Source organism: Streptomyces sp. NPDC001700, from assembly GCF_053596435.1.
Genome location: NZ_JBSFGE010000016.1, coordinates 66,425 through 85,276 on the forward strand (window position 1 = coordinate 66,425; position 18,852 = coordinate 85,276).

An 18,852-nucleotide genomic window follows, 5' to 3' on the forward strand; every position below is an offset into this window, starting at 1 on the left:
TTTGCGCTTATTGCTCACACGTCAAGACCTTGTTAACGCTGAGTTGCGGCACCTAGCGTCGCCTCGACCGCCAAATCTGGGGGAGTTCAAAGGCGAACGTGAGGTAGCCACATGCTGACAATCCTCGGTTTCGTCATGATCGCTACATTCCTTGTTTTGATCATGATGAAGAAGATGTCCCCGATGGGTGCGCTGGTGCTCATCCCGGCGCTCTTCTGCGTCCTCGTCGGGAAGGGGGCGCACCTCGGGGACTACGTCCTCGACGGCGTCGGCGATCTGGCGCCTACCGCGGCCATGCTGATGTTCGCGATCATCTACTTCGGGGTGATGATCGACGTCGGTCTGTTCGACCCGATCGTCCGGGCCATCCTGCGGTTCTGCAAGGCGGACCCGATGCGGGTCGTGGTCGGCACCGCGGTGCTCGCGGCGATCGTCTCGCTCGACGGTGACGGCTCCACCACCTTCATGATCACGGTGTCGGCGATGGTGCCGCTCTACCGGAAGCTGAAGATGAGCCTGGTGATCATGACCGGTGTCGCCGCGATGGCCAACGGTGTCATGAACACGCTGCCCTGGGGCGGTCCCACCGCCCGCGCCGCCGCCGCGCTCAAGGTCGACGCGAGCGACATCTTCGTCCCGATGATCCCCGCCCTCGCGGTCGGTCTGCTCTTCGTCTTCGCCCTCTCGTACGGTCTCGGACTGCGCGAGCGCAAGCGCCTCGGCGTGCTCACCATCGACGAGGTCACCGCGGGCGACCCGGAGACGGTGCTGGTCGGCGCGGGTGGCGGCAGCGGCAAGGGCGTCAGCCTGGGCAAGCCGGGCAAGGGCACCGGCGGCGCCGGTGGCGGTACGGACGCGGAGGCCCCCACGGGCGGCCCGGCGGCGAGCGGCCCGGCCGAGGACGACGAGTTCAAGGGCCTCGACCCGAACCGCGCCACCCTGCGCCCCAAGCTCTACTGGTTCAACGCGGCGCTCACCATCGCCCTGCTGGCCCTGATGATCACCGAGACGCTGGACATCCCGGTCCTCTTCCTGCTGGCCGCAGCCATCGCGCTCACCGTGAACTTCCCGCACATGGCCGACCAGAAGGCCCGGATCGCCGCCCACTCCGAGAACGTCGTCAACGTCTCCGGCATGGTCTTCGCCGCGGCCGTCTTCACCGGTGTCCTCACCGGCACCGGCATGGTCGAGCACATGGCCCGCTGGCTGGTCGACGGCGTCCCCGAGGCCATGGGCCCGCAGATGGGCCTGGTCACCGGCATTCTGTCGATCCCGCTCACGTACTTCATGTCCAACGACGGCTTCTACTTCGGCATCGTGCCGATCCTCGCCGAGGCCGGTCACGCCCATGGCGTCTCCGCGCTGGAGATCGCCCGCGCCTCGCTCGTCGGCCAGGCCCTGCACATGTCGAGCCCGCTCGTCCCCGCCGTCTATGTGCTCGTCGGCATGGCCAAGGTCGAATTCGGCGACCACACCAAGTTCACGGTGAAGTGGGCGGTGCTCACCTCCCTGGTGGTGCTCGCCGCGGGAATCGCGTTCGGCATCATCTGACCGTGACGACTTCGGAGCCCGGTAGGGGCTGGCTGCTGCGCCTGGTCATCGCCTTCTCCTTCGCGCAGGGGGCGGTGAGCATGGCCAGACCGGCCGTCTCCTACCGGGCTCTCGCGCTGGGCGCCGACGCCCGCGCGGTCGGCGTGATCGCGGGCATCTACGCGCTGCTGCCGCTGTTCGCCGCCGTACCGCTCGGGCGGCGCACCGACCACGGCCGGTGCGCTCCGCTGCTGCCGGTCGGCGTGGTGCTCATCGCCGCCGGATGCGGGCTCAGCGGGACGGCGGACTCGCTGCCGGAGATGGCCGCGTGGAGTGGGGTGATGGGACTTGGTCATCTGTCATTCGTCATCGGTGCGCAGTCACTCGTCGCCCGGCAGAGCGCCCCGGCCGACCAGGACCGCAACTTCGGTCACTTCACCGTCGGCGCCTCGCTCGGCCAGCTCATCGGACCGATCGCCGCCGGACAGCTCGTCTCCGGCCATGACGGCGCGCTGGCCCGCACCAGCGCCGCCGCGCTCTTCGTCGCCGCCGCCGTCGCGGCCTGTTCGGTCACCTCGCTGTGGCGGATCGAGCACCGCCCGGCCGATGGGCCGGTGAAGGAGCGATCCCCCTCCCGGCGGGTGCCGGTGTTCGGCATCCTGCGCACCCGCGGGGTCGCCTCCGGGATCTTCATCAGCCTCGCCGTGCTCTCCGCCACCGACATCCTCACCGCCTATCTGCCCGTCGTCGGCGAACAGCGCGCCATCTCGCCCGCCGTCGTCGGCGTGCTGCTCAGCCTGCGCGCCGCCGCCACCGTCGCCTGCCGCCTGGTGATGACCCCGATGATCCGGCTGATGGGCCGTACCGTGCTGATGGCCGTCAGCTGTCTGGGCGCCGGGCTGCTGTGCGCGGCCGTCGCCCTGCCGCTGCCCGCCTGGGCGCTCGGCGTACTGCTCGCCGCGCTCGGCTTCTGCCTCGGCGTCGGCCAGCCGCTGTCGATGAGTACGGTCGTCCAGGCCGCGCCCGACGAGGCGCGCAGCACGGCCCTCGCGCTGCGGCTCACCGGCAACCGCCTCGGCCAGGTCGCCGCCCCCGCCTCGGCCGGACTGCTCGCCGGGGTCGCGGGCACCGCCGCGCCCTTCGTGATGCTCGGCGTGCTGCTGCTCGCCTCGGCGGCGATAGCCGTACGGCCTCTCCGGCGCACCCCCGGTGACGCGGCCGTTCCGGCCCCGCGCGCACCCGAGGTGACGCGGCACGGACCCGGGGCGGAGCGGAGCGCGGTTTCGGGGAGGTACGGGCCGGGGGAGGAAACACCGGCCCGCACCGACCCCGAGGAGCCCACGCCATGACCCGCGCCGCCGTCCTTCCCGCCATCGGCAGTCCGCTCCGCGTCCAGGACATCGAGATCCCCGACCCGGGACCCGGACAGGTGCGGGTGCGGCTCGCCGCGGCCGGGGTGTGCCACTCGGATCTGTCGCTGTCCAACGGAACGCTCCGCCAGCCCGTCCCCGCCGTCCTCGGCCACGAGGGATCGGGCACCGTGACGGCGGTCGGCGACGGTGTGAGCGGGATCGCCCCGGGCGACGCCGCCGTCCTCAACTGGGCCCCGTCCTGCGGTACCTGCCACTACTGCGGCCTCGGCGAGCCCTGGCTGTGCGCCAGGGCCGGGGATGCCGCGACCGCCCCGTACGCCACGCTCGCCGCCGACGGCAGTGCGCTGTACCCGGGTCTTGGCACCGCCGCGTTCGCCGAGGAGACCGTCGTACCGGCGCACGCCGTGCTCCCGCTGCCGGACGGCGTCCCGCTCACCGACGCCGCGCTGCTGGGGTGCGCGGTGCTCACCGGCTACGGCGCCGTCCACCACAGCGCCCAGGTGCGCCCCGGCGAGTCCGTCGCCGTCTTCGGCATCGGCGGGGTGGGCCTCGCCGTGCTCCAGTCGGCGCGCATCGCGGGCGCCGGGACGATCGTCGCGGTGGACGTGTCACCCGGGAAGGAGGAGCTGGCCCGCGCGGCGGGCGCGACCGAGTTCGTCCTGAGCGGCGAAGGCGACCCCGCCAAGCGCATCCGCGCCCTCACCGGCGGCCACGGCGCCGACGCCGCCGTCGAATGCGTCGGCCGGGCCGACACCATCCGCACCGCCTGGTCCGCCACCCGCCGAGGCGGCCGGACGACCGTCCTCGGCATCGGCGGCAAGGATCAGCCGGTCACCTTCTCGGCGCTGGAGCTGTTCTACTTCGGCCGCACCCTCTCCGGCTGCGTCTACGGCAACAGCGACCCGGCCCGCGACCTCCCCGTCCTCGCCGAGCACATCCGCGCGGGACGGTTCGACCTGTCGGCGATGGTGACCGAGCGGATCGGCCTGGACGGCATCCCGGCCGCCTTCGACGCGATGCTCGCGGGCCGCGGCGGCCGGGCGCTGGTGGTCTTCTAAGCTTCGATCCCGTTCGTCACCATGGCCAGCCACGGCTGGTACGCCTTCCCGAACGGTTCGGCGCCGCCCTTGACCGCCTCCATCAGCCACTGCCCCGCCGCCTCCGCCCGCGCGATGACCTCGGCCGGATACCCGTACTTCACCTGGTGCTCCGCGAACTCGTCCTCGTCCACCAGCAGCGTCGCCCCGTCGGCCCGCTTCCGGAGCACGTCCAGATCCAGGTCGACCATCTCGACCTCGTCCGGCGAGACCCACTCCACCGGAGTGGTGATGTCGCAGTACACCTCGGTCGAGCGCGGCGGCGCGTTGAACACCGCGGTCCACCACGTCCCGCGCGGGAAGAGGATCACATGGGCGCACTCGATGGTCACCTCGGGGCCGTGCCCCTTGCGCATCACCGAGTCGGCGGGCAGCCCCAGCCACACCCCGTGCTCGTCCTCACCCAGTCTGCGCATGCGCAGATTCCAGTGCAGAGTGCCGTCGTACTTCCGGTAGTTGACCTGGACCTGAGATGGCATGGCAGCGATCCTAACGTTCGGCCGGAGACGGGTCCTAAGCGCTTGCTCACCCTGCGTGTAGGGTGTGCGCCATGGACGTGGAGCGGAAGAACGCCGGGGGCCGGGCCGAGGCGTGGGGAGACATTACGCCGGACGCTGCCCGGCGGCTGGTGAGCGCCGCCGTGCACGCCTTCGCGGAACGCGGCTATCACGCCACCACCACGCGGGACATCGCCGGACGCGCCGGGATGAGTCCGGCCGCGCTCTACATCCACTACAAGACCAAGGAAGAGCTGCTCTACCAGATCAGCAAGGTCGGCCACCGGCTCGCGCTGGACATCCTGGAGGAGGCGCGGGACGGGGACGGGGTCCCCGCCGAGCGGCTCGCCACGGCGGTGCGCGGCTTCGTGCGGTGGCACGCCGAGCACCACACGACCGCGCGAGTGGTGCAGTACGAGCTGGGTGCGCTCGGCGAGGAGCACCACGCCGAGGTCATCGCGATCCGGCGGGACACGGACGCGGCGGTGCGCTCGATCATCGAGGACGGCGTGCGGGCGGGCGACTTCGACGTGGCGGACGTACGGGGCACCACGGTCGCGGTGCTGTCGCTGTGCATCGACGTCGCCCGCTGGTTCAACGCCCGGGGGCGCAGCACGCCCGACGAGGTCGGCGACCTCTACGCCGGGCTGGTGCTGCGCATGGTCGGCGCGGAAGGCGCGGGCTCCTAGCGGAGGCCCGGGCTCCTAGGGAAGGCCCGGGCTCCTAGAGGTAGAAGCGGGAGACCGATTCCGCCACGCACGCCGGTTTGTCGCTGCCCTCGCGCTCGACGGTGACCGTGAGCGTCAGCTGGATCCCGTCCTTCACCTCGGCCACCTCGGCGATGCGGCCCGTGGCGCGCAGCCGGGAGCCGACCGGGACGGGGGAGGGGAAGCGGACCTTGTTCGAGCCGTAGTTGACGCCCATCCGTACGCCCTCGACGCCCAGCAGCTGCGGGCTGAAGTGCGGCAGCAGGGACAGGGTCAGATAGCCGTGGGCGATGGTCGTGCCGAAGGGGCCCGCGGCGGCCTTCTCGGGGTCGACGTGGATCCACTGGTGGTCGCCGGTCGCCTCGGCGAACAGGTCGATCCGCTTCTGGTCGATCTCCAGCCAGTCGGTGGGGCCGAGTTCCTCGCCGACCGCGGCTCGCAGTTCCTCGGGCGAGGTGAAGATCCTGGGCTCTGCCATGTGTACTGCCTCCCGGGCGACGCGCGATGCGGCTAAGCGACTGCTCAGCATGCTCGGGTGGCCCGGGTCCTGTCAACGTTCCCGGGGTGCGCGCCCTCCGTTAAGCCCTTCCGTGGAGCCGTGCCGTTCGGGCGCGCCCGCCGCTCCCGGCGAGCGCGCCCCCGGCCCGGGGCCGGGCCTCAGGCCGCCGCGTACCGCGTCGTCACGCAGCCGGTGCGCCGGGAGGCCGACAGCGCCTCGGTGGTGAGCAGCGGGACCGGCACCACGATGCCGCAGTCCTCGCAGACCGGTCCGGCCACGGGATAGCGGTCCAGTTCCTCGCGCCAGACCAGCCGGTCCTGGGCGCAGACCGGGCAGGCCGATCCGGGTCCCGCTTCCATGGCCACGATCAGCCGCCGCAGCACGTCGGCGAGGCGGCCGTCGGGATAGGTCGAGGGAGATTCGCACGGCATGATGTCGCAGCCGCCCCAGGTGTGCAGGTGCCAGTCGTCGACGGCGCTGGGCTGCCGGATGCCGTGGTGTTTCTCCAGCCTGCGCCGGGCGGCGAAGTCCGCCTCGTACGCGAGCCACAGGGTGCGGGCCTCCTCGAGTTCCTCAAGTGCCGTGATCAAACGTGTGGGTTCAGGACGACGGTCCTCCGGGAGGATCCCGGTCCTGGTGCACAGATGGTGCCAGGTCGCCCGGTGCCCGTACGGCGCGAACCGTTCCAGGCATTTGCGCAGCGATGTGCGCCGGGCGGTGACGTGTCTGCGTGGATTGCGAACCTCTCGTGCGAGTGCTCTGAAACCGGCCACTTCTTACCACCTCCGCGTTGTGCGGACCCGACTCGTTGTCGAATGGACGTAACGCAGCGCGATCCGGATCCATCGTGTTTCCAGAAAGTCGCGAGGCAATCGGAAGAAGGAAGTTGACGGCCGCTCATCTTCCGGGGTTGTTGTACCGCCGGTAACCTCGCTCTCAACTGCATCCGGGAGGAGCGGATATGCGTTTAAGAACCGGCAGGCTCACCCGTGTCGCGGTCGCCGCGGCCGCGGTATTGGCGCTCGGCGCCACGTTCGCGGCCCCGCTGCCGCAAGAGGCCCAAGCGGCACCCGCCGCCGAGGCCGCCACCGACTACTGCGGGGGGCAGTGCTCCGACATCCTGCCCCCCGGTGCGACCGGCAACGCGACCCTGGCCGACATCCTCGCCAACCGGGTGTTCGGCACCCGCCCCGCGCACAGCGCCGACCAGCTCGGCCCGTACAACAACCTGGCCCAGGGCTATCCGTCGCTCACCGACGACAAGCTGAACACCTTCTTCAACGACTCGTCGTTCGGGGTCCCCGCGGACCAGGTCGAGTCGGTCACCAAGCCCCGCGACGACGTCACGATCACCCGGGACAAGAAGACCGGCGTCCCGCACATCCAGGGCACCACCCGCGAGGGCACCGAGTTCGGCGCCGGATACGCCGCCGCCCAGGACCGGCTGTGGCTGATGGATCTCTTCCGCCATGTGGGACGCGGCGAGCTGACCTCCTTCGCCGGGGGCGCCCCCTCCAACCAGGGCCTGGAACAGGACTTCTTCCGCCAGGCGCCGTATGCCGAGGCGGACTATCAGGCGCAGATCGACTACATCCTGGCCACCGGCGGCGAGCGCGGAAAGCAGGCGCTGGCCGATGCCCAGGCGTATGTCGACGGGATCAACGCCTACGCCAAGAAGGCGAAGGACGCCCGCAATTTCCCCGGCGAGTACGTGCTCACCGGGCATATCGACGCGATCACCAACGCCGGTGAGATCCAGCCCTTCAAGCTCACCGACCTGATAGCCCTGGCCTCCGTCGTCGGCGCGCTCTTCGGCAACGGCGGGGGCGGCGAGGTGGAGGGCGCGCTGTCGATGCTGGCCGCCCAGCAGAAGTACGGCATCGAAGAGGGCGCCAAGGTGTGGGAGTCCTTCCGGCAGCGCAACGACCCGGAGGCCGTACTGACCGTCCGCGACGGCAAGGGCTTCCCGTACGCGGACAAGCCCGCCTCACCCAAGGGCACCGCCATGCCCGACCCCGGCTCCGTCAGCCCCGAACAGCTCGTCTACGACCGCGAGGGCGGCGCCACCGCCGCCGGTGCCAAGGCCCGCACCACGGTCAAGGCGCCCGCCAAGCTCGACAAGCTGCGCGGCATCTACGACGACGGGGTGCTGCCCCGCGATCTGCTCAGCCGCAAGAAGGGCATGTCCAACGCGCTCGTGGTGTCCGGCAAGTACACCGCCAGCGGCCACCCGGTCGCCGTCTTCGGCCCGCAGACCGGCTACTTCGCCCCGCAGCTGCTGATGCTCCAGGAACTCCAGGGCCCCGGGATCAGCGCCCGTGGCGCCTCCTTCGCGGGCGTCGGCATGTACGTCCAGCTCGGGCGCGGCCAGGACTACGCGTGGAGCGCCACCACCTCCGCCCAGGACGTCACCGACACCTACGCGGTCGAACTGTGCTCACCGGACGGCTCCACGCCCTCCAAGGACGCCACGTACTACCGCTACCACGGCGACTGCCTGCCCATGGACAAGCTGGAGCGGCGCAACGCCTGGAAGCCCACCGTCGCCGACTCCACTGCCGCCGGTTCCTACCGGATGCAGGTGTACCGCACCAAGTACGGCCTGGTGACCCATCGCGCCACGGTCGGCGGCAAACCCGTCGCCTACACCTCGCTGCGCGCCACCTACCGCCATGAGGCCGACTCGATCGTCGGCTTCCAGATGCTCAACGACCCGGGCTACGTGACCGACGCGAAGTCCTTCCAGAGCGCCGCCCAGCACATCAACTACACCTTCAACTGGTTCTACGCCGACTCCAAGCAGGCCGCCTACTACAACAGCGGGCTCAACCTGCGGCGCGCCGACGGCGTCGATCCTTCGCTGCCGGTCAAGGCCGAACCGGCCTACGAGTGGCGGGACTTCGACCCGGCGCACAACACCGCCGCGTACACCCCGCCCGCCGAACACCCCCAGTCCATCGACCAGGATTACTACATCAGCTGGAACAACAAGCTCGCCAAGGACTACAGCGCGGCGGGCTTCGGCAACGGCTCCGTGCACCGTGGCGATCTCCTGGACGACCGGGTGCGCGCCCTGGTCGACAAGGGCGGGGTGACCCGCGCCGCGCTCACCCGGGCGATGGCCGAGGCCGCCGTCACCGACCTGCGCGGCGAGGACGTACTGCCCGAGCTGCTGAAGGTGCTGCGCAGCAAGCCGATAGACGACCCGGCGGTGGCCTCCGCCGTACAGCGGCTGGACTCCTGGGAGGCGGCGGGCTCACAGCGCCGCGAGACCGGCGCGGGCTCGAAGACCTACGGGCACGCGGACGCGGTGCGCATCATGGACGCGTGGTGGCCGCTGCTGGTCGAGGCCGAGTTCAAACCGGGCCTCGGCGACGAGCTGTACGACGCGCTGCGCACCAACCTGAGCGTGGACGAGTCGCCCTCGGCGGGCCACGGGCCGACCGGTTCGCACGCCGGATCGTCGTTCCAGTACGGCTGGTGGTCCTACGTCGACAAGGATCTGCGCGCGATCCTCGGCGAGGACGTCAAGGGCCCGCTCGCCAAGCGGTACTGCGGCGGCGGCGACCTGAGCGCCTGCCGTGACACCCTGCTCAGCAGCCTCAAGCAGGCCGCCGCCAAGCCCGCCACCGAGGTCTACCCCGGCGACGAGAACTGCGCGGCGGGCGACCAGTGGTGCGCCGACTCCATCATCCAGCGCACGGTCGGCGGACTGACCCACGACAAGATCAGCTGGCAGAACCGTCCCACGTACCAGCAAGTGGTGGAGTTCGCGCGGCACCGCTGAGCGCGTCCTTCCGGTATTTCCCGTTGTTTCCGTCGTGAATTCCGGAATAGCCCCGCCGGGCCCTCCCGTCGGGCCGCCGGACAGGAAATGCGCTGCACTATGCTCGGAATGGTCAGGGGAGCGTTTTCTTGTACGGGGGAGCAGCAGACCGGAATGTCCTCAAGCGATCGGTGGCAGTACCCCGCGGCGCTGCTGGACACCACGATGGATCAACTGCGCACACTGCTCGCGGTCCACGAGACCGGTACGGCGCTCGGCGCCGCCCGGCTGCTGGGCCGCGAGCAGTCCAGCGTTCAGAAACAGCTCGACACGATGAACCGGAACTTCGGCACCCTCTGCGGAGAACCGCTCGTCCTCAAACGCGGCCGCAGCCGGAATGTGCTCTTCACCGCCACCGGGGAGAGCCTCGCCGAACTCGCCCGTGGCACGCTGCGCGGCTGGCAGGAGGAACTGCGCGACTGCCGCCGACGGCTCGGCGGCCGCCTGGCCGTCGGCTCCACCCGCTACACCCTCGGCTTTCTGCTGAACGCGGTGGAACTGGTCACCGAGGACTTCGGGCGCCGCGGCGTCGAGCTGAAGGTCGAACACGTCCGCACCAGGGACCTGCTCGACCGGCTCGGCTCCAAGGAACTCGACCTGGTCTGCGGCAGCGTGCTGACGGGCGGAAGCGAGAACCGGGGGCTGGACGGGCTCGAGGTGATGGAGTGGCGGCGCAGCGGCCTGTCCCTGGTCACCAACCTGGGCGCCGGGGAACTGCCCGGACCGTCCGTCGCGGTGAGCGCCCTGCCCGGGGTGCCGCTCGCGGTCTCCGCGGACGGCCTCATCCCCGGCTTCCTGCGCGGCTGGTTCGGCGGCCGCTACCGCCAGGAGCTGGACATCGCGGCCGAGATCGACACCGTGCAGTACGGCCTCGAACTGCTTTCCTCTGGCGTGCTGAACGGCGGGGTGCTGGTGACCCAGGGCATCGGCGACGCGGTGGCCGACGGGCGGCTGCGGACCGGCGCCGGGCTGCGCACCCTGGAGCTGGCCGACGACCTCGCCCCGGAGCTGGACGTGCTCGTCGGGGTCTTCGTACGGGCCGGGGAGCGCGCCGCGCAGGACGACGACCACCCGCTCAACGTGCTGTGGAACGCCCTCGCGGGGGAGAACGCCCGCTGGCGCCGGGTCATCGGCGACCAGCGCCCCCGGACCCCGCGCGACCGGTAGCCCCCGGAGCCCGCGCGACCGGTAGCCCGGCTCCGTGCGGTCGATGGCCGCTCCGTACGGTCGCCCCGACATCATCCGCCAGTCAGCCCCGCGCCCTCTTCCCTTCAACATACCGACTGGTTAGTCTGCCGGTGCGGCCGGGCCGATCCGGGCCGACGGCCGCGCCGCATCCGAGGAGCGTCTCAATCGTGGATACCGTGCGTGGAGCGCGAGTTGTCGTCACCGGGGCGGGCGGCGGCATCGGCGCCGCCCTGGCCCGCCGCTTCGCCGCCGAGGGCGCCCAGGTCGTGGTCAACGACCTCGACGCGGCCCGGGCGGAGGCCGTCGCCGCCGAGATCGGCGGCACCGCCGTCCCCGGCGACGCCTCCGAGGTGGTGCCGGACGCCCGGGACGCGCTCGGCGGCACCATCGACATCTTCTGCGCCAACGCGGGCGTCGGCCACGGCGGCGGCCCCGAGGCCGACGAAGCGCTGTGGGCCGAGTCCTGGGACGTCAATGTGATGGCCCATGTCCGGGCCGCCCGCGCGCTGCTCCCCGACTGGCTGGAGCGCGGGGAGGGCCGTTTCGTCTCCACCGTGTCCGCCGCCGGGCTGCTCACCATGGTCGGCTCGGGGCCGTACAGCGTCTCCAAGCACGCGGCGCTCGCCTTCGCCGAATGGCTCTCGGCCACCTACCGCCACCGAGGCATCCAGGTGCACGCCGTCTGCCCGCAGGGCGTGCGCACCAGCATGCTGGAGGACAGCGGAGCCGCCGGGGAGCTGGTGCTCCAGCCCACCGCGATCGAACCGGAGGAGGTCGCCGACGTGGTACTGAAGGGCATCGCCGAGAACCGGTTCCTGATCCTGCCGCACCCCGAGGTGTCCGACTTCTACGTCGCCCGCGCCACCGACACCGACCGCTGGCTGCGGGGCATGAACCGGGTGCAGCGCACCCTCGAAGAGACCGAAGAGAGGCCGCCCCGATGACGTCGTACCAGGACCAGCCGTGGCTCGCCCAGCTCACCGCGAAGCAGCGTGAGCCGATCACCCCGCGCCCCAGCGTGCTGCACGCCTTCCGGGAGGCCGTGCGCGACGCCCCGGACCACCCCGCGATCGCCTACTTCGACGGCCGGGTCACCTACCGGGAGCTGGACGAGCTGTCGGACGGGCTGGCGGGCCACCTCGCCGGACGCGGCTTCGCCCCCGGCGACCGGCTCGCGATCATGCTGCAGAACACCCCGCACTTCGTGATCGCGCTGCTCGGCGCGTGGAAGGCGGGCGGGGCCGTGGTCCCGGTCAACCCCATGTACAAGGGCGGCGAACTCACCCACATCCTGACCGACGCCGAGGTCACCGCGCTGGTGTGCGCCCGCACCGGCTGGGAGGCGTACATACGGGAGACGGCCGCGGGCACCCCGGTGCGCATCGCGCTCACCGCCGACGCGTACGACTTCCAGACCCGGAACGACGAGCGGGTGCTGCGCGACGAGCACGTCCCGGCCCCCGAGGACACCGACGACCTCCTCGCGGTCGCCCGCGCCGGTGCCCGGCCGCCCGCCGTCCATGAGCCCGCGCCCGGCGACACCGCGCTGATCAGCTATACGTCCGGCACCAGCGGCACGCCCAAGGGCGCCATCAACACCCATGGCAACGTGTCCTACAACGCCGACCGGCAGCATCTCCTCCACGAGCTGCCCCCGGGCTCGGCGATCTTCGCGCTGGCGCCGCTGTTCCACATCACCGGCATGGTCTGCGAGCTGGGCGCGAGCCTCGCCGGGGCGGGCACGCTCGCGCTGGCGTACCGCTTCGAGACCGGCGTCGTGCTGGACGCGTTCGCCGAGCACCGGCCCGCGTACACCGTCGGCCCCTCCACCGCCTTCATGGCGCTGATGGCCCATCCGCAGGCCACCCGCGACCACTTCTCGTCCTTCCGGATCATCTCCTCCGGCGGCGCCCCGCTGCCGCCCGCGCTGGTCGACCGCTTCGAGGCGGCCCTCGGCCCGTATCTGCACAACGGTTACGGACTCACCGAGTGCACCGCTCCCTGCGCCAGCGTCCCGCCCGGCGTACGGGCCCCCGTCGACCCGAAGTCCGGCACCCTCGCGGTCGGTGTGCCCGGTGCGGACACCGTCGTACGGATCGCCGGTGACGACGGCCAGGACCTGCCGTTCGGCGAGCCCGGCGAGATCGTGGTGAGCGGCCCCATGGTCGTCCCCGGCTACTGGCGCCGCCCCGACGCCACCGAGGCCGGAATGCCCGGGGGCGAACTGCGCACCGGGGACATCGGCTTCATGGACGAGGACGGCTGGCTGTATGTCGTCGACCGCAAGAAGGACATGATCAACGCCTCCGGGTTCAAGGTGTGGCCGCGCGAGGTCGAGGACGTGCTCTACACTCACCCCGCCGTCCGAGAGGCGGCCGTCGTCGGCAAGCCGCACCCCTACCGGGGCGAAACGGTCAAGGCGTACGTGAGCCTGCGGCCCGGGGCCGAGGTGACGCCGGATGAGCTGGCCGCGTACTGCGCGGACCGGCTCGCCGCGTACAAGTACCCGCGGGAGGTCGACATCCTGCCCGAGCTGCCGAAGACGACCAGTGGGAAGATCCTCCGACGAGAACTGCGAGGATGAGAACGGAAGAGAAGCGGGTGGCGACCATGGCCAGAACGACGAACGGTGACGGACAGCCGGTGCCGAGGCGGCTGCTGGCCGCCGCCACCCGCCTCTTCGCGGAGCGCGGGTTCGACCGGACGTCCGTCCAGGAGATCGTCGAGGCGGCGGGGGTCACCAAGGGAGCCCTGTACCACTACTTCGGCTCCAAGGACGATCTGCTCCACGAGATCTACAGCCGGGTGCTCCGCCTCCAGCAGGAACGGCTCGACGCCTTCGCGGACGCGGACGCACCCGTCGAGCGGCGGCTGCGGGACGCGGCGGCCGACGTCGTCGTGACCACCATCGAGAACCTCGACGACACCACGATCTTCTTCCGGTCGATGCACCATCTGAGCCCGGAGAAGTACAAGCAGGTGCGCGCCGAGCGGCGCCGCTACCACGAGCGGTTCCGCGCGCTCGTGGAGGAGGGCCAGCGCACCGGGGTGTTCGCCGCCGACACTCCGGCGGACCTGGTGGTCGACTACCACTTCGGCTCGGTGCACCACCTGGGCACCTGGTACCGCCCCGGCGGCCCCCTGGCCCCCCAACAGGTGGCAGACCACCTGGCCGACCTCCTGCTCCGCGCGCTGCGGCCGTAACACTCGGGGCTCCGCCCCGGACCCCGCACGCCCTCCGGGCGTGTGTCCTCAATCGCCGGACGGGCTGGATTTTCCAGCCCGTCCGGCGATTGAGGACCGGGGTCCGGGGCGGAGCCCCGGTTCGGGAAGGGGCGGGGTGGGGAAAAACCCCGCCCGGCCCCGATCTACAGGTACCGCTTCAGCTCACGCCGCGCCAGCGACCGCTGATGCACCTCATCCGGCCCATCGGCCAGCCGCAGCGTACGCGCCGCCGCCCACAGCTCCGCCAGCGGAAAGTCCTGGCTCACCCCACCCGCACCGTGCAACTGCACCGCCTGGTCCAGGATGTCCACCACGGTCCGCGGCGTGGCGATCTTGATGGCCTGGATCTCGGTGTGCGCCTCCCGGTTCCCCACCGTGTCCATCATCCAGGCCGTCTTCAGCACCAGCAGCCGCAGCTGCTCAACGGCCACCCGCGCGTCCGCGATCCACTCGTGGACCTGCCCCTGCTGGGCGAGCGCCTTGCCGAACGCCTGCCGCCCCACCGCCCGTCGGCACATCAGCTCGATCGCCCGCTCGGCCATGCCGATCAGCCGCATGCAGTGGTGGATACGGCCGGGGCCCAGCCGGGCCTGGGCGATGGCGAAGCCGCCGCCCTCCTCGCCGATGAGGTTCGCGGCCGGGACCCGGGCGCCGTGGAAGACGACCTCGGCGTGGCCGCCGTGGTAGTGGTCCTCGTAGCCGTACACCTTCATCGCCCGCCGCACCTCGACCCCGGGCGTATCGCGCGGCACCAGCACCATGGACTGCTGGCGGCGCACATCCGCGCCGTCCGGGTCGGTCTTGCCCATCACGATGAAGATCTTGCAGTCGGGGTTCATCGCCCCGGAGATGTACCACTTGCGCCCGGTGATGACGTAGTCGTCGCCGTCCCGCTCGATGCGGGTCTCGATATTGGTCGCGTCGGACGAGGCCACCTCGGGCTCGGTCATCGCGAAGGCCGACCGGATCTCGCCCGCGAGCAGCGGCTCCAGCCACCGCTTGCGCTGCTCCTCGCTGCCGAACTGGGTGAGCACCTCCATGTTGCCGGTGTCCGGCGCGGCGCAGTTGAGGGCGGTGGGGGCGAGCTGGGGGCTGCGGCCGGTGATCTCGGCGAGCGGGGCGTACTGGAGGTTGGTCAGCCCGGCCCCGTACGCGGAGTCGGGCAGGAACAGGTTCCACAGCCCCTGCTTACGGGCTTCCGCCTTCAGCTCCTCCACGATCGCCGGGGTGTCCCAGGGCGAGCCGAGCTTGTCGCGCTGCTCCCCGGCGACCTCCTCGGCCGGGTAGACGTGCTCGTCCATGAAGGTCAGCAGTTTGGCGCGGAGTTCTTCGGTGCGGGCGTCGAATGCGAAGTCCATGAGGTGTCTCAGCTCTCCTGGAGGGTGGTGAGGCCGTTTTCGATGAAGGCCGGGACGATCGCGCCGATGCGGTCGAAGCCCGCGCCCAGGGTCTGTCCGAGGGTGAAGCGGTAGTGGATGCCCTCCAAGATCACCGCGAGCTTGAAGTAGGCGAAGGCGGTGTACCAGGCGATGCCGCTGACGTCCCGGCCCGAGCCCTCGGCGTACCGCCGGACCAGCTCGTCGGTGCCGGGGTGGCCGGGGGCGCCCTGGGTGGAGGAGATGGGCGCGTCGTCGAGGGTCGGATGTTCGCTGTACATCACGATCAGACCGAGGTCGGTCAGGGGATCGCCGAGCGTGGACATCTCCCAGTCGAGAATCGCCTTGATCCGGTCGTCGGCGCCCACGAGGACGTTGTCCAGGCGGTAGTCGCCGTGCACCACGGTGGGCGCGGGGGAGGCGGGCAGCGCCTTGGCGAGCTGGGCGTGCAGCTCGTCGATGCCGGGCAGTTCACGGCTGCGCGAGGCCTCCAGCTGCTTGCCCCAGCGCCGCAGCTGCCGCTCCAGGAAGCCCTCCGGCCGCCCGAAGTCGCCGAGCCCGACCGCGCCGGGGTCGACGGAGTGCAGCGCGACGAGCGTGTCCACCAGGGACAGCACCACGCCCCGGGTGCGCTCCGGGCCGATGACGGCCAGCTGCTCGGCCGTACGGTACGGAGTGCCCTCCACGTGCTCCATGACGTAGAACGGCGCCCCGGCCACCTCCTCGTCCTCGCACAGCAGCACCGGCTCCGGCACCGGCACGCTGGTCGGGTGCAGCGCGCTGATCACCCGGTGCTCGCGCCGCATGTCGTGGGCGGTGGCCAGCACATGCCCCAGCGGCGGACGGCGGACCACCCAGCGGGAGGTGCCGTCGGTGACGGCGTAGGTGAGATTCGACCGGCCGCCCTCGATCAGCTCCGCGCCGAGCGGGCCGCCCACCAGCCCCGGGCGCTCGCGGTCGAGATGGGCGCGGAGCCGCGTCAGGTCCAGTCCTGGTGGATTGCCTGCGTTCATCGAATCTCTTCTTCCCTGGGAGGCGGGCGGCGGATGGGGTCACTCCATGTCCACCTCATGATGCCGACCAGTCGGTATGCCGTCCAGTGTCCGACCCCCACGGGTTCCCTCCCGCCCGGGCTGGATTTGCGGTGGCGGTTCGTGAGCAGGAGCGTCGTAGGGGGAAACCGGGGGAGTGGGGGCAACGACACCAGGAACCGCGAGGAGCAGCCACCATGAAGGCCATCAGCTACCGCCGCTACGGCGGCCCCGAGGTCCTCGAATTCGGCGAGGTCCGGGACCCCAAGGTCGGGCCCGACTCGGTGCTGGTCAGGGTCAGGGCCGCCGCCGTGAACCCCGTCGACTGGAAGGCGCAGGCGGGCTATCTCGACCCCGTCCTGGACGCCGTCTTCCCGGTCATCCCCGGCTGGGACGTCGCCGGGGTGGTGGAGCGGACCGGACCGGCGGTGACCGGGTTCCAGGAGGGGGACGAGGTGATCGGGTACGTACGCGAGGACTTCCTGTCCCGGGGCACCTGCGCCGAGTACGTGGCCGCGCCGGTGCGCACGCTCGCCCGCAAGCCGCGCAACCTCACCTTCGAGCAGGCGGCGGGCATCCCGCTGGCGGGGCTGACGGCCTACCAGACGTTGGTCGGCGCGCTGCGGGTCGGCGAGGGCGACACGGTGCTGGTGCACGCGGCCGCCGGGGGCGTCGGCTCGATGGCGGTGCAGCTGGCCCGGCACCTGGGCGCCCGGGTCATCGGGACGGCCGGTGAGCACAACCACGACTACCTGCGGACGCTGGGCGCCGAGCCGATCGTGTACGGGGAGGGGCTCGCCAAGCGGGTGCGGGCGCTCGCCCCCGATGGGGTGCGGGCCGCGTTCGACCTGGTCGGCGGCGACGCCCTCACCGCCTCCGAGGAGGTGCTCGCCCCCGGCGGACGGCTGGCCTCCATCGCCGACCCGGCGGTTCTCGGCCTCGGCGGCCACTATGTCTTCGTACGCCCCGACCCCGACGACCTCCAGGACCTGACCGACCTCGCCGAACGCGGCGCGCTGGGCGTCGAGGTGTCGGCGACGTACCCGCTGGAGCGGACGGCGGAGGCGCAGCAGCGCAGCGCGGAGGGCCACACCCGGGGCAAGATCGTCATCACGGTCGGCGAGTGAGCCGAAGGGGCGCGCCGCTGTCGAAAGGGAGACGCGCGCAGGGAGCGAGGTACGAGCGACCGAGCACGTCGACCGTCGACAGGGGCTTTTGCGCCCCGGAGGCGAACCGAGCCCCAAAAAGGGTGGACTAACGCAGCATCGCCGCGCCGCACACCGCCGCTCCCAGCACACACCCCACCGCCGCCACCGCCGCGCGCGGCGTCAGGAGGGGCGGGCGCGGGGCGTGCAGGTGGCGGACGCGGTGGTGGGCCACGGCCGAGAAGGCCAGCCAGGACAGGACGACCAGCGAAAGGGCGAGCACCGGCAGCGGCCCGAGGCCCGCGTGCAGGGTCTGGCGCCCGGCGAGCGAGGCGGTCACGGCGCAGGCCAGCGTCGTACGCCGCCACGCCAGCCGGGTGCGCTCCGGCTGGAGCCCGGGGTCCCGTACCGGCTCGGTCACCCGTCCCACCCCACGGCGACGACGATCACCATCAGCAGCGCGACCACCCCGACGGCGAGGCCCAGCATCGCCGGGAACCGCGACACCGGCAGATCCTCGCCGCGCCGCATGGCCCGCTCGCAGCGGATCCAGTGGTTGATGGCGCGCAGGGCGCACACCGCGCCGCCCGCGAGCAGGGTGAGCGCGAGGGCCAGCCGCAGCGGGCGGCCGGTGTCCGGCAGGAACTGGTCGACCGCGAAACCCCCGCCCACCAGGGCCATCGCGGTGCGCAGCCAGGCCAGGAAGGTGCGCTCGTTGGCGAGCGAGAAGCGGTAGTCGGGGGTGTCGCCCTCCTCGCGGAGCCGTTCGGGCGCGAACCACAGCCGGGCGCTGGCCACGGCGTCCGCGAGTCTGCCTCGGGTCACGGGGAGGGCCTCTCGCGGCGCCAGTCCAGCAGCCGCCGGTACGCTTCCGCGCCGTCCGGCACCCACTCCCATTCGGTGAGCCGCCGCCCCAACTCCTCCTCGGTGAGGAAGGCGTGCCAGGCGATCTCGTCTTCCTGCGGGGCGACCGGGAGGTCGCAGCGGACCTCGTAGACCCGGCTCCACCAGGTGTGTTCGGGCGTGTCGTAGAGGAAGGAGAACAGCGGTACGGGCGCGGGGAGCCCGTGGACCCCCAACTCCTCCTCCGCCTCCCGCAGCGCCGCCTCGTCGTAGCTCTCGCCCGCCGCGACGACCCCGCCGACGAACATGTCGTACAGCGAGGGGAAGACCAGCTTCCGGTCGGTGCGGCGGTGGACGAAGACGCGGTCCTCGGCGTCGCGTACGAGGATGAAGGCGCAGCGGTGGCGCAGCCGGTGGGCGGTGGCGTCACCGCGGCGGGCCTGGCTGATCACCCGGTCCTGCTCGTCCACGATGTCCAGCAGTTCGTCGGCGGAAAGCGGCTCCTGATCAGGCAT

Annotated in this window: 18 protein-coding genes; 10 read left to right on the forward strand and 8 right to left on the reverse strand. The window is 71.6% G+C overall.

Going from position 1 to position 18,852, the window contains the following annotated elements:
* Positions 1–111 precede the first annotated feature (111 nt).
* From ACWC5C_RS27460 to ACWC5C_RS27470, 3 genes are read left to right on the forward strand one after another with little or no spacing between them, the layout of a single operon-like run.
* Positions 112–1,551: a CitMHS family transporter gene (locus ACWC5C_RS27460; protein ID WP_450879545.1), complete on the forward strand. Its 1,440-nt coding sequence runs from the start codon at positions 112–114 to the stop codon at positions 1,549–1,551.
* Positions 1,552–1,553: 2 nt separating this feature from the next.
* A complete protein-coding gene (locus tag ACWC5C_RS27465; RefSeq protein ID WP_450879547.1) occupies positions 1,554–2,879 on the forward strand; it encodes an MFS transporter in 1,326 nt (441 codons plus the stop codon).
* Positions 2,876–3,961, forward strand: coding sequence for a Zn-dependent alcohol dehydrogenase (locus ACWC5C_RS27470; protein WP_450879549.1), 1,086 nt, complete (start codon positions 2,876–2,878; stop codon positions 3,959–3,961). The genes ACWC5C_RS27465 and ACWC5C_RS27470 overlap by 4 nt, the downstream gene beginning before the upstream one ends.
* Here ACWC5C_RS27470 and ACWC5C_RS27475 read toward each other — a convergent pair.
* Positions 3,958–4,479, reverse strand: a complete 522-nt coding sequence (locus ACWC5C_RS27475; protein ID WP_450879551.1) for a DUF402 domain-containing protein — start codon at positions 4,477–4,479, stop codon at positions 3,958–3,960. The genes ACWC5C_RS27470 and ACWC5C_RS27475 overlap by 4 nt on opposite strands.
* Before the next feature lie 71 nt (positions 4,480–4,550).
* On the opposite strand from ACWC5C_RS27475, the gene ACWC5C_RS27480 reads away from it, so the two are divergent.
* Entirely contained in the window at positions 4,551–5,186 is a 636-nt protein-coding gene (locus ACWC5C_RS27480; protein ID WP_450879553.1) for a TetR/AcrR family transcriptional regulator, read from the forward strand.
* Positions 5,187–5,220: 34 nt separating this feature from the next.
* Here ACWC5C_RS27480 and ACWC5C_RS27485 read toward each other — a convergent pair whose 3' ends face one another.
* Positions 5,221–5,682, reverse strand: coding sequence for a MaoC family dehydratase (locus tag ACWC5C_RS27485; protein WP_450879555.1), 462 nt, complete (start codon positions 5,680–5,682; stop codon positions 5,221–5,223).
* 179 nt (positions 5,683–5,861) lie between these two features.
* Positions 5,862–6,476, reverse strand: a complete 615-nt coding sequence (locus ACWC5C_RS27490; RefSeq protein ID WP_385442006.1) for a hypothetical protein — start codon at positions 6,474–6,476, stop codon at positions 5,862–5,864.
* Positions 6,477–6,664: 188 nt separating this feature from the next.
* On the opposite strand from ACWC5C_RS27490, the gene ACWC5C_RS27495 reads away from it, so the two are divergent.
* The 5 genes from ACWC5C_RS27495 to ACWC5C_RS27515 all read left to right on the forward strand — a co-directional run bounded on the left by ACWC5C_RS27495 (position 6,665) and on the right by ACWC5C_RS27515 (position 13,921).
* The gene (locus tag ACWC5C_RS27495; protein ID WP_450879557.1) at positions 6,665–9,490 is read left to right on the forward strand and encodes a penicillin acylase family protein; all 2,826 of its coding nucleotides are present in this window, start codon (positions 6,665–6,667) and stop codon (positions 9,488–9,490) included.
* 153 nt (positions 9,491–9,643) lie between these two features.
* Complete coding sequence (locus tag ACWC5C_RS27500; RefSeq protein WP_450879559.1) at positions 9,644–10,696, forward strand: LysR family transcriptional regulator; 1,053 nt, start codon at positions 9,644–9,646, stop codon at positions 10,694–10,696.
* A 188-nt stretch (positions 10,697–10,884) separates the two neighbouring features.
* Positions 10,885–11,661: an SDR family oxidoreductase gene (locus tag ACWC5C_RS27505; protein ID WP_450879561.1), complete on the forward strand. Its 777-nt coding sequence runs from the start codon at positions 10,885–10,887 to the stop codon at positions 11,659–11,661.
* A complete protein-coding gene (locus ACWC5C_RS27510; RefSeq protein WP_450879563.1) occupies positions 11,658–13,301 on the forward strand; it encodes an AMP-binding protein in 1,644 nt (547 codons plus the stop codon). The genes ACWC5C_RS27505 and ACWC5C_RS27510 overlap by 4 nt, the downstream gene beginning before the upstream one ends.
* A 26-nt stretch (positions 13,302–13,327) precedes the next feature.
* Complete coding sequence (locus ACWC5C_RS27515; RefSeq protein WP_450879565.1) at positions 13,328–13,921, forward strand: TetR/AcrR family transcriptional regulator; 594 nt, start codon at positions 13,328–13,330, stop codon at positions 13,919–13,921.
* A 164-nt stretch (positions 13,922–14,085) separates the two neighbouring features.
* Here ACWC5C_RS27515 and ACWC5C_RS27520 read toward each other — a convergent pair whose 3' ends face one another.
* Both ACWC5C_RS27520 and ACWC5C_RS27525 read right to left on the reverse strand, forming a co-directional pair.
* Positions 14,086–15,300: an acyl-CoA dehydrogenase family protein gene (locus tag ACWC5C_RS27520; RefSeq protein ID WP_450879567.1), complete on the reverse strand. Its 1,215-nt coding sequence runs from the start codon at positions 15,298–15,300 to the stop codon at positions 14,086–14,088.
* 8 nt (positions 15,301–15,308) lie between these two features.
* Positions 15,309–16,331, reverse strand: coding sequence for a phosphotransferase family protein (locus ACWC5C_RS27525; protein WP_450879569.1), 1,023 nt, complete (start codon positions 16,329–16,331; stop codon positions 15,309–15,311).
* 215 nt (positions 16,332–16,546) lie between these two features.
* Here ACWC5C_RS27525 and ACWC5C_RS27530 point away from each other — a divergent pair, with 215 nt between their 5' ends.
* Positions 16,547–17,476 (forward strand): NADP-dependent oxidoreductase, encoded by a 930-nt coding sequence (locus ACWC5C_RS27530; protein ID WP_450879571.1) that lies wholly within the window; start codon positions 16,547–16,549, stop codon positions 17,474–17,476.
* Positions 17,477–17,603: 127 nt separating this feature from the next.
* On the opposite strand, the gene ACWC5C_RS27535 is transcribed toward ACWC5C_RS27530, so the two are convergent.
* From ACWC5C_RS27535 to ACWC5C_RS27545, 3 genes are read right to left on the reverse strand one after another with little or no spacing between them, the layout of a single operon-like run.
* Positions 17,604–17,924: a DUF202 domain-containing protein gene (locus ACWC5C_RS27535; protein WP_450879573.1), complete on the reverse strand. Its 321-nt coding sequence runs from the start codon at positions 17,922–17,924 to the stop codon at positions 17,604–17,606.
* Positions 17,912–18,319, reverse strand: a complete 408-nt coding sequence (locus ACWC5C_RS27540; protein WP_450879575.1) for a YidH family protein — start codon at positions 18,317–18,319, stop codon at positions 17,912–17,914. The genes ACWC5C_RS27535 and ACWC5C_RS27540 overlap by 13 nt, the downstream gene beginning before the upstream one ends.
* Complete coding sequence (locus tag ACWC5C_RS27545) at positions 18,316–18,852, reverse strand: NUDIX hydrolase (protein ID WP_450879577.1); 537 nt, start codon at positions 18,850–18,852, stop codon at positions 18,316–18,318. Before ACWC5C_RS27545 ends, ACWC5C_RS27540 begins: the two co-directional genes overlap by 4 nt.

What these genes read in the sequence shown, in the direction of transcription:
- ACWC5C_RS27460 (WP_450879545.1), top strand. Translation starts at nt 112, where the DNA reads ATGCTGACAATCCTCGGTTTCGTCATGATCGCTACATTCCTTGTTTTG.
- ACWC5C_RS27470 (WP_450879549.1), top strand. Translation starts at nt 2,876, where the DNA reads ATGACCCGCGCCGCCGTCCTTCCCGCCATCGGCAGTCCGCTCCGCGTC.
- ACWC5C_RS27475 (WP_450879551.1), bottom strand. Translation starts at nt 4,479, where the DNA reads ATGCCATCTCAGGTCCAGGTCAACTACCGGAAGTACGACGGCACTCTG.
- ACWC5C_RS27480 (WP_450879553.1), top strand. Translation starts at nt 4,551, where the DNA reads ATGGACGTGGAGCGGAAGAACGCCGGGGGCCGGGCCGAGGCGTGGGGA.
- ACWC5C_RS27485 (WP_450879555.1), bottom strand. Translation starts at nt 5,682, where the DNA reads ATGGCAGAGCCCAGGATCTTCACCTCGCCCGAGGAACTGCGAGCCGCG.
- ACWC5C_RS27495 (WP_450879557.1), top strand. Translation starts at nt 6,665, where the DNA reads ATGCGTTTAAGAACCGGCAGGCTCACCCGTGTCGCGGTCGCCGCGGCC.
- ACWC5C_RS27500 (WP_450879559.1), top strand. Translation starts at nt 9,644, where the DNA reads ATGTCCTCAAGCGATCGGTGGCAGTACCCCGCGGCGCTGCTGGACACC.
- ACWC5C_RS27510 (WP_450879563.1), top strand. Translation starts at nt 11,658, where the DNA reads ATGACGTCGTACCAGGACCAGCCGTGGCTCGCCCAGCTCACCGCGAAG.
- ACWC5C_RS27515 (WP_450879565.1), top strand. Translation starts at nt 13,328, where the DNA reads ATGGCCAGAACGACGAACGGTGACGGACAGCCGGTGCCGAGGCGGCTG.
- ACWC5C_RS27520 (WP_450879567.1), bottom strand. Translation starts at nt 15,300, where the DNA reads ATGGACTTCGCATTCGACGCCCGCACCGAAGAACTCCGCGCCAAACTG.
- ACWC5C_RS27525 (WP_450879569.1), bottom strand. Translation starts at nt 16,331, where the DNA reads ATGAACGCAGGCAATCCACCAGGACTGGACCTGACGCGGCTCCGCGCC.
- ACWC5C_RS27530 (WP_450879571.1), top strand. Translation starts at nt 16,547, where the DNA reads ATGAAGGCCATCAGCTACCGCCGCTACGGCGGCCCCGAGGTCCTCGAA.
- ACWC5C_RS27545 (WP_450879577.1), bottom strand. Translation starts at nt 18,852, where the DNA reads ATGCCTGATCAGGAGCCGCTTTCCGCCGACGAACTGCTGGACATCGTG.